The 13,813-nt window shown below is 63.6% G+C and carries 12 protein-coding genes; 3 read left to right on the top strand and 9 right to left on the bottom strand.

All coding sequences use genetic code 11. The features are described from left to right. Nucleotides 1–22: 22 nt before the first annotated feature. The 8 genes from E9536_RS30835 to tssI all read right to left on the bottom strand — a co-directional run bounded on the left by E9536_RS30835 (nucleotide 23) and on the right by tssI (nucleotide 9,354). Nucleotides 23–307, bottom strand: coding sequence for a hypothetical protein (locus E9536_RS30835; protein WP_168799598.1), 285 nt, complete (start codon nucleotides 305–307; stop codon nucleotides 23–25). Nucleotides 308–504: 197 nt separating this feature from the next. Next, nucleotides 505–762 (bottom strand): PAAR domain-containing protein, encoded by a 258-nt coding sequence (locus tag E9536_RS30830; protein WP_060086041.1) that lies wholly within the window; start codon nucleotides 760–762, stop codon nucleotides 505–507. A 22-nt stretch (nucleotides 763–784) separates the two neighbouring features. Beyond that, nucleotides 785–1,444, bottom strand: coding sequence for a hypothetical protein (locus E9536_RS30825; protein ID WP_060373260.1), 660 nt, complete (start codon nucleotides 1,442–1,444; stop codon nucleotides 785–787). A gap of 99 nt (nucleotides 1,445–1,543) precedes the next feature. Continuing rightward, nucleotides 1,544–2,431 carry a DUF6708 domain-containing protein gene (locus E9536_RS30820; RefSeq protein WP_168799597.1) on the bottom strand — a complete coding sequence of 296 codons (888 nt, stop codon included), beginning with the start codon at nucleotides 2,429–2,431 and terminating at the stop codon, nucleotides 1,544–1,546. A gap of 4 nt (nucleotides 2,432–2,435) precedes the next feature. Then, a complete protein-coding gene (locus E9536_RS30815; RefSeq protein ID WP_168799596.1) occupies nucleotides 2,436–3,290 on the bottom strand; it encodes a DUF6708 domain-containing protein in 855 nt (284 codons plus the stop codon). Between the two features lie 4 nt (nucleotides 3,291–3,294). Then, complete coding sequence (locus tag E9536_RS30810; RefSeq protein WP_136471924.1) at nucleotides 3,295–6,294, bottom strand: T6SS effector BTH_I2691 family protein; 3,000 nt, start codon at nucleotides 6,292–6,294, stop codon at nucleotides 3,295–3,297. Further along, nucleotides 6,287–7,237, bottom strand: coding sequence for a DUF4123 domain-containing protein (locus E9536_RS30805; protein WP_136471922.1), 951 nt, complete (start codon nucleotides 7,235–7,237; stop codon nucleotides 6,287–6,289). Before E9536_RS30805 ends, E9536_RS30810 begins: the two co-directional genes overlap by 8 nt. Further along, nucleotides 7,234–9,354: a type VI secretion system tip protein TssI/VgrG gene (gene tssI / locus E9536_RS30800; protein WP_247873536.1), complete on the bottom strand. Its 2,121-nt coding sequence runs from the start codon at nucleotides 9,352–9,354 to the stop codon at nucleotides 7,234–7,236. Before tssI ends, E9536_RS30805 begins: the two co-directional genes overlap by 4 nt. Nucleotides 9,355–10,186: 832 nt before the next feature. On the opposite strand from tssI, the gene E9536_RS30795 reads away from it, so the two are divergent. Together E9536_RS30795 and dbpA are read left to right on the top strand one after the other, a co-directional pair. Beyond that, on the top strand, nucleotides 10,187–10,384 hold the full coding sequence (locus tag E9536_RS30795) for a hypothetical protein (protein ID WP_027790018.1): 198 nt from the start codon (nucleotides 10,187–10,189) through the stop codon (nucleotides 10,382–10,384). After that, on the top strand, nucleotides 10,381–11,778 hold the full coding sequence (dbpA, locus tag E9536_RS30790) for an ATP-dependent RNA helicase DbpA (protein ID WP_060358332.1): 1,398 nt from the start codon (nucleotides 10,381–10,383) through the stop codon (nucleotides 11,776–11,778). The genes E9536_RS30795 and dbpA overlap by 4 nt, the downstream gene beginning before the upstream one ends. 15 nt (nucleotides 11,779–11,793) lie before the next feature. Here the strand turns inward: dbpA and E9536_RS30785 are convergent, their stop codons facing one another. Beyond that, nucleotides 11,794–12,684, bottom strand: a complete 891-nt coding sequence (locus E9536_RS30785) for a LysR substrate-binding domain-containing protein (protein WP_059684946.1) — start codon at nucleotides 12,682–12,684, stop codon at nucleotides 11,794–11,796. A gap of 122 nt (nucleotides 12,685–12,806) precedes the next feature. Between E9536_RS30785 and hndA the strand changes: the two genes are divergently transcribed. Continuing rightward, nucleotides 12,807–13,757, top strand: a complete 951-nt coding sequence (hndA, locus tag E9536_RS30780) for a 2-hydroxy-1-naphthoic acid nonoxidative decarboxylase (protein WP_060174136.1) — start codon at nucleotides 12,807–12,809, stop codon at nucleotides 13,755–13,757. Nucleotides 13,758–13,813 lie beyond the last annotated feature (56 nt).

Raw genomic sequence — 13,813 nt, 5'->3', positions numbered from 1 at the left:
CGGCAACGCGCGATTTGAACGGCTATCCGCGAGGATGGCCGTTTTTACGTGCGCGGGCCGCGCCTCCTGCATGGTGGTCCTTGCCGCAGGACTCCAGGACGTTGGCGAACGTGACCGACTCAGGCTCGATCAGTGCGAGGAAGGCTTCGCACTGCGGCGGCCCCCGCCAGCCGTCGCAGATGTCCCAAACAGACTGCTGGCTGGTAGCGAACAGAAGGTCGAGATAGGTGCCGTCTGGCAGCGTCACCAGATGACGCGACAGGAATCCCGGTTGATGCCGCAAGTTGCAGGTATCCGAATACGCCATTTTCCACGAAATGCATGGTATGCGAGATCGTGTCGTGGATCTGCACGGCTTCTTGGCGTATAACCTGGCGCAGGTCATCGATTTGCACACGGCGGAGCCGGGACATTCCCACTCATGTTGCCTGACTCCGAGACGAGTACCTGCCCGCCATCGGGACCTTCGAACAGATAACTTCCGACTGATTTCAACAGCCGCTGTCACTCCACCTGCCATCCTGCTTCGCCCTCGACCAGAGTGCCGCCATGGCTCGTGGTGTCGCCTTCGCGCGCCACCGGCTGGCCTTCGATCTCCGCGCCGGACGAGCCGGTTTGAATCACCGCGCCACAACTGATGCGGTCGCCCACGCGCGCTACGGCTCGACCGTTGATGGCGGCGGACTCGGAGCCGCCGATGACGACACCTTCACCGTGGATAGGACAGCTGTGTCGGTGGCCGACGAGTACGATAGGTCGCATATCAAGCTCCTTATGGTTTGGACTACTTTTGAATATCCTGACGCTTACTAGCTAACAGGCGAAGACCACCGAAGATGCCGATCGCCAAGGCCGGTAACGAGGCCATGGCGAGCTTCATGGTCACGACGGTAATGGTGAGACCGACGCAACTGACCACGATCAGCGCGCCGAGCACCTTTGCTAGCCACGTGCCCTGGAAATGGCTCTGCTTGATCGGCACCGTCGGGTGGTGCGACCGCCACGTCGCCATGGCTGGCCCAAGCGCCGCCTGGAAGTCCTTGTAGCCGGGTGTCTTGCGGTTACCGAGCAACGCGAGCGTTGGCTGCTCCCGGCGCGTGAGTCGGATCAGTCCGTCCAAGGTATACGCGGTGATACTGTCAAAGGGGACTGTTCCATAGCGCTTGAAGACCAATGAATCGGGTGTGATGTACACCACGTCTTTGGCAGGCGGGTACACCACGTGGGCCAGGATCAACGGAGTGGCGATACAGACGACTATCAGCGCCGCGATGGCAAGAAGAGATACTTCGGTGAGCGATGGGAATAGCGCGAGTATCGCCACGACGAGCAGGGGAGAAAAAAGCGCCAACAGCGGGGCGACCTGGTGCCATCTGGTGTAGATAACCACGTTAGGTAGGTCGTTGACTCCGTTGGTGTCCGTTTCGAGGCTGGGGTTGTTCATGCAAGCGCACTCCAGAAAATATTTGATCGGCAGCTTCGAGACCGTTGGGGTGTGATGTTGTGTTTCCGGTCGTTCGATAGTGTGGATAATCGCGTCGCCTCACCTCGTGCAGCGCGTCGGCTCTCCCCCATTCAGTGCTTCCGGAGGTGGCGGTGCGCTGCGCACGTTGAACACATGGCACACCACGTACCAGCACAGGGCGGAGAACAGGTTGTACGGGAACAGGATCAGCCACATCGGTATTAGCCAGTTCTTCTTGCCTTGCCATTCGCCCGGCTCGCCGCTGCGCCATGGCGCATAGTGGCGCCAGGCTTCGGCCGGGGTCAGGCAGATGCGGTGTAGCGGCACGTACCACCAGTTGGGCTCGCCGGGCGGCGGCAAGTGGTCCGGGCCCTTCTCCATGAACTGGCAGATGTATTCCCACACCTCAGCGATGTAGCGCGGGTCGGGGTCATTGGGCGCATTGCTGTCGACCCAGAGAACGATGCGATCTTTCTCGTCACCGGGCGCCGGCCGTGGGCCGAAGGCCAATGCGAAATTCGTGCTGAAGGATCGGCCACCGAACTCGTTGCGCACGAATTCGGCGCCTTCGGTTTGCGCCCAGTCGAACGCGATCAGGGTCTTGTTGCGCTGGTAGTAGACCTTGCGCGTCTTGCGGTTGAAGTAGAAATTGGAAAGCCGCTTGATGAAGAAGATGCGGTACCAAAGAAAAGGCGCAGCAAAAAAAGGGCCTACTACCACCATTACGCATAATAAGAGGTCAAAGAGGTCTGCCAGACGCCAAATGTTAGAGTCTCTCCATATTGTGATATCCAGCAGCAGGAGCATCAGCATTGACGAGGCGTACATTTTCCCCATGAATACCGAATCCGCCACCCATGGATTTCGCAAACACAACAGGTCCCGGCCAATGCTAACCAATTGATCTCGGATGGCCGGTGCCACACCAGTTCGCGTTTGTCGGGAAAATCGCCATGTCATCGCCATCGATTCAACGCTCCAAGGCTTCCGCCGGCGGCGGTGCGCTGCGCACGTTGAACACGCGGCACACCACATACCAGCACAGGGCGGAGAACAGGTTGTACGGGAACAGGATCAGCCACATCGGTATTAGCCAGTTCTTCTTGCCTTGCCATTCGCCCGGCTCGCCGCTGCGCCATGGCGCATAGTGGCGCCAGGCTTCGGCCGGGGTCAGGCAGATGCGGTGTAGCGGCACGTACCACCAGTTGGGCTCGCCGGGCGGCGGCAAGTGGTCCGGGCCCTTCTCCATGAACTGGCAGATGTATTCCCACACCTCAGCGATGTAGCGCGGGTCGGGGTCATTGGGCGCATTGCTGTCGACCCAGAGAACGATGCGATCTTTCTCGTCACCGGGCGCCGGCCGTGGGCCGAGGGCCAATGCGAAATTCGTGCTGAAGGACCGTCCACCGAACTCGTTGCGCACGAATTCGGCGCCTTCGGTTTGCGCCCAGTCGAACGCAATCAGGGTCTTGTTGCGCCGGTAGTAGACCTTACGCGTCTTGCGATTGAAGTAGAAGTTGGATAGGTGCTTGATGAAGAAGATGCGATACCCGGAGATTGCGATCGCAAATAATCCGAACACGATGACGCAAGCCAGAAGTGTCCAGAAAAGTACTCCGAATCTTTCTCTCCCAATTAGTACCAAACACAAATATCCGAACATTGGAATGTTAAGGGATGAATACATTTTCCCCATGAATACCGAATCCGCCACCCATGGATTTCGCAAACACAACAGGTCCCGGCCAATGCTAACCAATTGATCGCGGATGGCCGGCGCCACACCAGTTCGCGTCTGTCGGGAAAATCGCCATGTCATCGCCATCGGTTCAACGCTCCAATTGAAATTGCTCGGTGGCCTGCGCGCTTTCATCCAGGCCCTGATTAGGCTTGTAGTAGATGCGCAAAGCCATCCGGTAGACCTCCGTGACTTCCTTCTTGAAATGGATGACCAAGCCACTGCGTGTGTCATAGCAGGTCGGGTTACCGACAACGCAGATGTTGCCTTGCTCCAATATCTCGGACCAATGGCTTTGCCCCATGACATAGCCGCGTAGCAGGACCGCGAATTCCACAGTGGTCGTGGTTTGTGGTACCTGGTTTGTCGCGATCCTGCCCCAATCCGGGTATGACCACTTCAACAGTTTGCGGTGCCAGGTGCTGTCGATGCCTTTGATCCCGATGGCCTCGGCGTCTTTCTTGGTCAGCAGCACAGGGGCGTAATAGGCGGCGTACCAGGCCTTGATTTCTTCGTGGACGCCGGGAAACGGCGGCAGTTTCCCGTTGGCGTCCAGCTTGATGTCATCGCGCTTTTCACCATCGTTCAGGCGCTTGCCAAAGATGCCGCGTGCCGCCCAGAGTTCGATGGGGCTATGGCGGCGCGCATCTGACTGAGAGTGGAGCCAAACCCCGCCGGCAAGAACGCCTGCCCCGATAAGCACAATCGCAGCGGCAGCCCAGCCAGCTACCGGAACCACGGCTGTCGGACCTGCAATGGCCAAGCCACCTTCCAAAATCGCAGCGCCGCCAAGCAAAACCAGCAAGCCACCTCCTGCCGTGTAGGCAGCTGCTATGTCGTCCCCGTTTTCGGATTGCCTTTGAACCTTTGCTACATCAGACGCAAACCCCGCCAACATCGTCGGATACCCCAACAACCGACTGAACAGATTGCCGGTAATAAAACTCATCACGCCGTTACCGAACGCCATACCAGGCGCGTTGGCGGTGTAGCGCAGCACGATGATCTTATAGGCGGAGCGTGCGCTGGCGCCCGTTGCCACCAACGCTCCAGTCACACCCAAGATGGCAGAAGCGAAGCCCGCCGCGTTTTCGAAGGCCGGGTCGCTGCAAAGGCTGGCGTAAGCGCTCTTGAGCGCGATGACGTTGAAGTAAAGCATGGCGACGTTCAGAACGCCGCCACCGGCAGTGGTCGCCAGCGCAGCGATATTTGGGCGTACCCGCTTGATCACCGTCGCTTCGACGGTGACGGTACGGCTGCCACTGACACGTACGCGCTTGATCTCCTCGAAGTCCGCCATGCCGGACTTCACGAACTTGTCCACCTCTTTGCTGAGGGGATCGGTGAGCGACTTCGTATTGGTGACGCCGTAGCGTGCGCTTAGCAGACCCAAGGCCTTCTCTGCATTGGCTTCGGCAGCGGCGGCGAGCACCTGCTGACGCAGGTTGCGGCTGGCGTCCCAGCGGGTCTTGCCCTGCAGGCGCTTGAGCGTCACGGTGGTCACCGCTTCGGCGGTGAGATCGGTGATGCCAGCGGCGGCCGGGAAGCGCCCGGCCAGACCCTCGATGACGCCATCGGCAGCGCCCAGCAGCACGCCCACCGCATCGGCCTTCTGCTTGAACGGGTTGTATGGGGCGAGGGCGAGATAGAGCGGACTGTCGTGCTGGTCCAGCCAGGCGCTCAACCGTTGGAAGCGCGCATCCTCGTCGTCCGTACCCGGCAGGGCCTGGCTCATGGGATGGAGCATCAAGGCCAGGGTCATTTCGAGGCCCCGGGCGGACGACTGCTCATCGCGGTCATAGGTGGCCAGGGCGGCAGCCAGACTGGTGGGCTCGTTGCGATGGCGGGATTCGGCGGTGGCCAGCCATTGGTCGTGGTCGGTGCAGGCCAGGAGCGCGGTGCGCAGGTGGGTGCGTAGTTGCGCTTCGCGTTGATCGCGTTCGGCCAGGAACTGGTGGTATTTGGCGGTATCGATGCGATCACCCAGGCGGTTGCCGATGGGCGACACCCCCTTGTCGGTGAGTACCTGGTAACGCAGCTCGGAGGGCGTCGCCCGGCGCTTGCCCCCCACTTGCTTGGTTTGATGCTCCTCGCGCAGCTTGACCAAGACTTCCGTCTTGGGCTGGTTGGCGGGGTACATGCTTTGCAACGTTTGCTCCAGCACCGCGGCAACGAGGTTCTTGTGGTGGTAGCCCTTGCTCTGAGCGCTGAGTTTTTCCACATCCACGCGGAAGCAAGCGGGCACGCTGGGCGCTTGGGGCTGGTCCTTGCCTTGGCCCGCGGCAGCCTGACCCTGCTGCGTCGGCAGAATGTCGCGCAGTTGATGCTGATAGGCGGCAACCGACAGGCCGAGATCCAGGCTGATGCCTTCGGCGTCGTTGAGCACGACCACCACGGGCACGCGCGGCTGGGTGAAGCGATAGTGCTGGCCCTGGGCCAGGAAGGTGCTGACGGGCAAGTCGTCCTTGCTGGCGTGGCTGCTCCAGTTCAGGGCGATGCGCTGGCTCTTGGGCTTGCAGTCTTCAACCCACTTGCTCAGGGCACTGGCGGGCAGCACGTGCGGCTGGCTGGACGGGGCCTTTTCACCGGAGGTCAGCTCGGCCATGTCGAGCCGGCGCATATGGCGCTGGCGCATGGCCGGGTCGGACGTGATCCTGGTGGTCATGGCGTTGGTCCACAGGTGCGGGCTGTAGCCGATCCAGACCTCTTTGGCCTTGTCCTGGCAGGTGTCGGCCCACACCCAACCCATGCTGTTTCCGGTTTTGTAACGATCCTTGCGGTGGTACTGCTCGAGGCTGCCGTACTTGAGTTCCTTGTAGCGCCCTTCACCGTCGTATTCGTGGATGACCAGCTGTTCGCCCTTCGTTCCTTTCATGAACACGTAGACGTAGCCCGGCCGCAGGGCGCGCAGGGTGTAGGCCGAGCGCTTGAGGGGCTTGAAGCCCTTTTCCAATTTGAAGCCGGCGTCGGCATATCGGTAGAACGGTGCCTTGTCGTCGCGCGGCACGATGGCATAGCGAATCGGCAGGATGGGCACGCGCGAACTGCACGAAGGAGCCGAGGACGAGCCGCCGGCCGTGGGCTTAGTCATGGGAGGACTCCTTGGTGTTCGCCAAGGCGGCGAGCTGGCGCACCCGCGCCTGCGGAGATTCAGTGAGGTCGTTGAGGATGGCGACAGCTTCCCTGTCTTCGAGCAACCAGGGATGACGAGCCACCAGGTCGACGTAGCGTCTCGCCACGTCGTCGTCGCTGATGTAGAGCTGGGCAGCGACCTGCAACAGTTGAGCGACCCACTGCCGGATGTCATCGAGGGAGCGACGCGCGTGCTGCGGCAGTGCCTGGACTTCGTAGCTGCGGCTGAGCAGGAAGTGCTCGCTGGTGTTGGCGTCGAAGCGGGTCCATTCGTGTGGCCGCAAGGTGAACGGCGCGGCGTTGTCGTCACGGCTGGGCGTGGCTGTGCGATCCAGGCGCATCCACGCCTTGACCGGCCCCCAGTGGGTACGCCAAAGCAGGCTGGTCATGGGACCGAGCCATACGTTGCGCTGATCCTCGTCGAGGGCGTCGAGCCACGCGGCGAGGTGGTGAGGCTGGATGTCGAGATGCGCCTGGCTCTCGTCCGGCAAGGCAATCTGCACGAGGCTGCTGAGATGGGTGGTGAGCGTGTCCAGGTCAGCGTCGGCGCCGATGACGACGGCACCTCCGATGGGCACCCATTCCGCCAGCGCGTGCTGCATCAGGGCATGCTGCGCGGTGGCGTCCACCAACAGGGGGCCTTGGCCGTAGATATCGTCGAGCGAGCCGTGCTGCCAGAGCCAGGCGCGATGCGGAAACGGGTCCCACTCCTGGACCAGATCCAGTACCCCGGGCGCGTAGGCGGGCTGCCACTCCCCTTGCTGCGGGGGTGGGCGGTAGACCCAGTTCTGCAAGGGCACGGTCATCAGCAGAAGATGGCGGAAGGGGCTGTCGGGTAGCGCGTCTACAGGAAGGTCCAGGCGCTGCCATGTGAGCAGCGGCGACGCCGGTGTATTGATCATTTCGCTCGTCCCCCCAGGCAGGTGCAATCAGCGAGCGGACATGTGCCATCCGGACGGCGGCCGCACCGCCGATCGAGCGGCTTGCCGGAGGCCGGTGCGCCCGTGATGGCGAAGGGATTGCTCGCTCCCCCGCTCTGCTGGGTCATCGGCCCCTTCGTACGAATCGCCACGCCTTCCAGCGTGATGCCGCCGCCATCGATGCGCACAGTGCCGCCCGGGCCTTTGACTTCTAGGACTTCAGCGGCATGGATTTCATAGACCTTGGTGCGTTGCCGAATGGCCTGTCCCGCCTCCAGCTCGGCACGCCCCTGCACGCGCTGCGTCAGATGCCCGCCGATATCTGCCGTGTGGTTAGCCGCCGTCTTGTCGCGACGATGGTTGCCGACTTCCTCGGTACGGTCCTTGCCCGTGTGGATCGTGTGGTTGCGGCCGATGGTCAAGAAGTCGTCCTGGCCGATATCGTGGCGACGGTCCTGGCCGATGGTGACCTGCTCGTCGCGCCCAACGGTCTCTTTGCGATCGTTACCGATGGCGATGGTTTCGTCGTGCTCGACCTGTTCGTTGCGGTCGTTGCCGACGAAGGTGGTTTCGTCGTGATTGACGTGGATGTTCTGGTCCTTCTGCGCGTGGACGTAGATTTCCTCTTGATCCTTCTCGTCCTCGAAGCGCAGTTCGTTGTAGCCCTCGCCCTTGTGCGTCTGGCTCTTGATCGTCATCCGCGTCTTGTGCCGCGGCAGCTCGTACGGCGGCAACTGCAGCCGGTTGTACGCCCGCCCGATGATGAGAGGCTGGTCCGGATCGCCATCCAGGTTGACCACGATCACTTCCTGCCCGATACGTGGGATCGCCATGTGGCCCCAGGTCGCGCCGGCCCAGTTCTGCGCGACCTGGATCCAGCACGAGCTGTGCTCGTCGTGCTTGCCTTCGCGATCCCACGGGAACTGCACCTTTACCCGGCCGTACTCGTCCGTGTAAATCTCTTCGCCTTCGGGGCCGACCACGGTCGCCGGCTGCGGGCCGTCAATGCGCGGGCGCGGCAGCGGCTCGGCGCGCCACTCGGCATCGTCGGGCACCAGCACCGCGTCGTAGCGGTAGTGCGTGCCCTGCTGCGCGTCAGCGCCCTCCTCCGCCTGGCTGGTGGTCTGCACGCCGTGATGCACGATGCTCACCGGGCGCCAGCCGCGGTTCATGTCCTCGCGCGGGTGGCCGGTGAGGTCGAACGCGATGCCGGGTTGCAGGCGCGCATCATCGCCGGTAACCCGCGCGACTCGCGCATCGCGACGGTGACCACGCAGGCGGTCCTGCGTGAAGGCCTTGCCGCTGGCTTCATGCTTGTAGCGGCCCGGGTAGTCGTAGCGCGCGTAGCCGCGACCCTGGTGATCGAGGTCGGTGCCTTCGCGCGGGTACTCGTGCGGATAGCGTGGACTCTTGAACGTGTAGTCGCGCTGCACCTGACGCGCGGTACGCACGTTCTCCGTATAGGCGAAGGTGCGCAGGCATGGCTGCGGCTGGTCGCCGCCGGGCGTGGGGTTGTAGATCACCGGCTCGCCCTGCTGACGACCGAAGATAAACAGCCGATCGCAGTGGATCAACCGATGACCGTCGGCGCGGTGCTGAAAGGCGTAGAAGAAGCCTTCCTCGCGCAAGATACGTTCGATGAAATCGTAGTCGGTATCGCCTGCCTGCACGCAATACTCGCGCGCCAGATGCTCGCTGGTGACACGCTGCTCGTAGTCCAGCGTTTGATGGTGTGCCTTGAGCACGGCCGTGGCGATCTCGGGCACGCTCAAAGTCTGGAAGATGCGCCAGTCGGAGGACAGCTTCAGACGCGCCAAACGCGGCTCGACCACCGCGGAATAGCGAGTACGTCGAAAGCCCGTGTCACGCTGAACGAACGATGAGATGGCGCCATGCACGTAACGCACCGGCTGCCCGCCCTGCCCAATCGTGAGCAGGCCGTTGCGATCGAGCACCTCGCCAAAGTCGATGGCGGGATTCGCGCTCGCCAGTTCCACCTGCAACAGGAAGGTTTCGGATAAACCTTCGTGCAGCGTGAATTCAACGACTTCGAACAATTCGTCGCCGGCGGTGAAGGTGAAGCGCAGGTCGGATTGCATGGGTATCGTGAGCTCTCTGCCACAACAAACCTATCGCGTCTTGCGTCGCCCGATAGGCGGTGGCGAATGAATGGCAAACGTACAAGCCAGCGCGGAACTTTCGCCGAACCGGCCGTCGCAGACGGACATCCATGAACTTCCTACCTTGACAGGCTGTACAACTGCCCTGGTCAGCGGCATTGGAAGACAGAAGCGCGATCCTCCAGCCGGTGACTCGCATCAGTGATGCAACGTAGTCTCTCAGGAGAGTCGATGGTGTATGACAGCGCATGCTGGACGTCCGGCAGCGATAGTTATCTATTGCCACACTCGCGTCTATGGGACAAATCCGAAAACAGTTGCATTCGAAACTAAACCACGGCCGGTCGAATGAAAGGTCACAGACAAAGAACGGTGCCGAGACAAGTATCTGAACGGATTCGAGCAGAAGCGCCGCAAGATCGCCAATTTCGTACCGCGTGGTCAATGCGAATCCAGCATCGGTCTCCGCCGAAAACCAATGCCGGCACCCAGTGCATGCTGTTCTCGATGCGCCAACGCGCTCGCCGGCCTACGCAACTCGCGCTGCGCCGGAACGCAGGTTCGACACGTAGTAACGCCGCACCCCGTCGCGAAACTGCCTGCGCCACCACGTATCCGCTAGAATTGCGCCACGCGCGTTCCTGTCCTGTGATCGCGCCCCGATCCATCATCCACCCCGACGAACCATCACGCGAACGGCTGCACCGCGCCCCGCCCTTTCGCGCGGACGCCGCGCGCCACGACCGCGCAATACCGGCGCCCTTACCCGACATGCCGGGGCGCCCAACCGAATTCAGCTGGAGAAAAATCCGTGTTTACCTGCCGAAACCAGAGCTGCGGCACGCAGTGGGAACAGTCCGACGTCGTCATCAAGGACGAAGGCCAGGGGTTGCTGTTCCGCTGCCCGCTGTGCGGCGCCCGCAACTACCTCGAGCGCTTCGAGGACGATGAAGGCAACGTCGTCTACGAACAGATGGAAGGCAAGCCTTACCTCGGAGACCTCCAATGACCCAGCCGACCGCCACGCCCTTCAGCGCGCTGCCGCTGACGCCGGCCACGCTCGCCAACCTCGCCCAGCTCGGTTATGTCGACATGACGCCGATCCAGGCCGCGAGCCTGCCGGTCGCGCTGGCCGGCCAGGACCTGATCGCGCAGGCGAAGACGGGCAGCGGCAAGACCGCCGCGTTCTCGCTCGCGCTGCTGGCCCGCCTCGACGCGCGCCGCTTCGACGTGCAGGCGATGATCCTGTGCCCGACGCGCGAACTCGCCGACCAGGTCGCGCAGGAAGTGCGCCGCCTCGCGCGCGCCGAGGAGAACGTGAAGGTGCTGACGCTCTGCGGCGGCACGCCGATGCGCCCGCAGGCGCAGAGCCTCGAGCACGGCGCGCACATCGTCGTCGGCACGCCGGGCCGCATCATGGATCACCTCGATCGCGGCAACCTGAAGCTCGACGCGCTGAACACGCTGGTGCTCGACGAAGCCGACCGGATGCTCGACATGGGCTTCTTCGACGACATCGCGAAGGTCGCGCGGATGTGCCCGACCACGCGCCAGACGCTGCTGTTCTCCGCGACCTATCCGGACGGCATCGCGAAGCTGAGCCAGCAGTTCCTGCGCAATCCGAAGGAAGTGAAGCTCGAGGAGCGTCACGACAACAGCAAGATCCGCCAGCGTTTCTATGAAGTGACGGAGAACGAGCGCCTGCATGCGGTCGGCCAGTTGCTGAACCATTACCGGCCGGTGAGCACGATCGCGTTCTGCAACACGAAGCAGCAGTGCCGCGACCTGCTCGACGTGCTGCACGCGCAGGGCTTCCACGCGCTCGCGCTGCACGGCGAGCTCGACCAGCGCGAGCGCGACCAGGTGCTGATCCAGTTCGCGAACCGCAGCTGCTCGGTGCTGGTGGCGACCGACGTCGCGGCGCGCGGGCTCGACATCGCGCAGCTCGAAGCCGTGATCAACGTCGACGTGACGCCCGATCCCGAAGTGCACGTGCACCGCATCGGCCGGACGGGCCGCGCGGATCAGGACGGTTGGGCGCTGAGCCTCGCGAGCATGGACGAGATGGGCCGCGTCGGTGCGATCGAGCAGGCGCAGAAGCGCGACGTCGAATGGCATCCGCTCGCGGAACTGAAGCCGGCCGACGACGGCGTGCTGACGCCGCCGATGGAAACGCTGCAGATCCTCGGCGGACGCAAGGACAAGATCCGCCCGGGCGACGTGCTCGGCGCGCTGACGGGCGACGCCGGGTTCGACGGCAAGCAGATCGGCAAGATCAACGTGACCGAGTTCTCGACCTATGTCGCGATCGAGCGCGGCGTCGCGCGCGACGCGCTGCGCAAGCTCAATGCGGGGAAGATCAAGGGCAAGCGGGTCAAGGTCCGGTTGATGGACGAGGAGTAAGCCCCGCGCGCGCCGCTACCCCTGCGCGGCGCGCTCGCCCAGCATCGTCAGGTACTGCTGTACCGCCCCCCATTCCGCGCCGAGCCGGCTGAGCGCGACGAGCTCCGACCGCGGTGTATCGCCGGCAAGCTTCCGGTACACGACGTTCGGCGCCGCGATCCGGCTGAGCGGCGCCGGCACGATCGACACGCCCAGGCCGGCCCCCGTCAGCGCCAGCACCGACAGCGTGCTGCTCACCTGGTGCGCGATGCGCGGCTCGCGCCCGAGCACCTGGCGCAGGATCGCCAGTTGCCCTTCGTCGTCGCCGTCGGCCGCATACAGGATGAACGGTTCGTCCGCGAGCGCGGCAACGCTCACCGAGCGCCGCTTCGCGAACGGATGCCGATCGCTCATCACGACTTCCCACGACCAGCTGCCGACCGTCCGCACGGCCAGTTTCGCGTCGAAGGCCACGCCGAACGCAGGGCAATAGCCGATGTCGAGCCGGCCCGCGAGAATCGCATCCTGCTGCGCGGCCGGCGCCATTTCGTGCAGGTCGAGCACCACGCCCGGCCAGGTCGCATGAAACTCGGTCAGATCGTGGGACAGCCGCCCCGTCGCGACCGCATTCCCGACGAAACCGATCCGCACGATGCCCGTCTCGCCGCGCGCCGCGCGCTGGACCAGCGTCTTCGCGCGCTCGGCCTGCTCGAGCGTGCGCTGCGCCTCGATCACCAGCAGCCGGCCGGCATCCGTCAGCGCGACCTTGCGCGTGCTGCGCTCGAACAGCGGCGTGCCCAGTTCCTCCTCGAGCGCGCGGATCTGCTGGCTCAACGCGGGCTGCACGATATGCAGCCGCTCCGCCGCGCGACCGAAATGCCCTTCCTCGGCAACCGCGAGAAAGTAGCGCAAATGACGAAGATCCATGGGGCAGATTAATCACTCAAAACGATCAATATCGAAATTTAATCTATTGGATTGAAAAATCAAGCGCGCGCATCCTGACGGTCAGGCGCTGCACCGCAGCGCACCTTCACAGGAGCCGCATCATGTCCGACCGCAACCGCATCGATGTTCACCAGCATGTCGTCCCGCCGTTCTGGGCCGCCGCCCTGCCCGCTCACGGCGGCGACCCGTCCGGCTGGGGCAGCCCGACGTGGAGCCCGGAAAGCGCCATCGCATTCATGGATTCGCTGGAGATCCAGACCGGCGTGCTGTCGTTGACCGCGCCGGGCGTACAGGGCTGGAACGGCCAGGCGAAGTGCGACATGGCTCGCCAGGTGAACGAGTACGTCGCCGGCCTCGTCGCGAAATGGCCGACCCGCTTCGGAAACTTCGCGACGCTGCCGCTGCCCGACGTCGACGGCACGCTCGCCGAAATCGACCACGCTTTCGACACGCTGAAGGCCGACGGCGTCGTGCTGCTCAGCAACTACGGCGGCACCTATCTCGGCGATGCGGCATTCGAACCCGTGTGGGCCGCGCTCGACCGTCGCCACGCGGTGGTGTTCATCCACCCGGCCAAGCCCGCGATCGACGTGCTGCCCGGCATGCCCGGCCCGCTGCTCGACTACCCGTTCGACACGACGCGCACCGCGCTGCAGCTCGTCCTCAACGGCGTGATCACGCGCCACCCGAACGTGCGCATCATCCTGTCGCATGCCGGCGGCTTCCTGCCGTACACCGCGTACCGCTTCGCCGAACTCGCGCCGGGCGTGCGCAACGACGTGCCGGATCGCGACGGGCTGCTCGACCTGCTGCGCTCGTTCTACTTCGATACCGCGTTGTCGTCGCCGTCAGCGCTGCCGAGCCTCACCGCGTTCGCGCAACCCGATCGCGTGCTGTACGGCAGCGACTTCCCGTACGCGCCGCCGTCGGTCAGCACGTCGTTCACCCATGCGCAGGATGCGTATGCGGCGCTGAGCGCCGACCGGCATGCCGCGCTCAACCGTGCGAACGCGCTGCCGCTGTTCCCGCGTCTCGCCGCGCTCGCGCGGTAACGCGCGATGAAGCGGCGCGTGACGCGCGGCGATGGCGGCATCACGCGTGCAACCGA

The organism is Burkholderia sp. LS-044, from assembly GCF_004803625.1.
GTDB lineage: Bacteria > Pseudomonadota > Gammaproteobacteria > Burkholderiales > Burkholderiaceae > Burkholderia > Burkholderia cepacia.
Note: the sequence above shows the minus strand (reverse complement) of the source record. Positions and strands in the feature narration are given on the sequence as shown.

Coding starts and splice junctions, on each gene's coding strand:
- E9536_RS30830 (WP_060086041.1), bottom strand. CDS start 762: ATGCGACCTATCGTACTCGTCGGCCACCGACACAGCTGTCCTATCCAC.
- E9536_RS30785 (WP_059684946.1), bottom strand. CDS start 12,684: ATGGATCTTCGTCATTTGCGCTACTTTCTCGCGGTTGCCGAGGAAGGG.
- E9536_RS30835 (WP_168799598.1), bottom strand. CDS start 307: ATGGCGTATTCGGATACCTGCAACTTGCGGCATCAACCGGGATTCCTG.
- E9536_RS30825 (WP_060373260.1), bottom strand. CDS start 1,444: ATGAACAACCCCAGCCTCGAAACGGACACCAACGGAGTCAACGACCTA.
- tssI (WP_247873536.1), bottom strand. CDS start 9,354: ATGCAATCCGACCTGCGCTTCACCTTCACCGCCGGCGACGAATTGTTC.
- E9536_RS30810 (WP_136471924.1), bottom strand. CDS start 6,294: ATGACTAAGCCCACGGCCGGCGGCTCGTCCTCGGCTCCTTCGTGCAGT.
- E9536_RS30820 (WP_168799597.1), bottom strand. CDS start 2,431: ATGGCGATGACATGGCGATTTTCCCGACAAACGCGAACTGGTGTGGCA.
- dbpA (WP_060358332.1), top strand. CDS start 10,381: ATGACCCAGCCGACCGCCACGCCCTTCAGCGCGCTGCCGCTGACGCCG.
- E9536_RS30805 (WP_136471922.1), bottom strand. CDS start 7,237: ATGATCAATACACCGGCGTCGCCGCTGCTCACATGGCAGCGCCTGGAC.
- hndA (WP_060174136.1), top strand. CDS start 12,807: ATGTCCGACCGCAACCGCATCGATGTTCACCAGCATGTCGTCCCGCCG.
- E9536_RS30815 (WP_168799596.1), bottom strand. CDS start 3,290: ATGGCGATGACATGGCGATTTTCCCGACAGACGCGAACTGGTGTGGCG.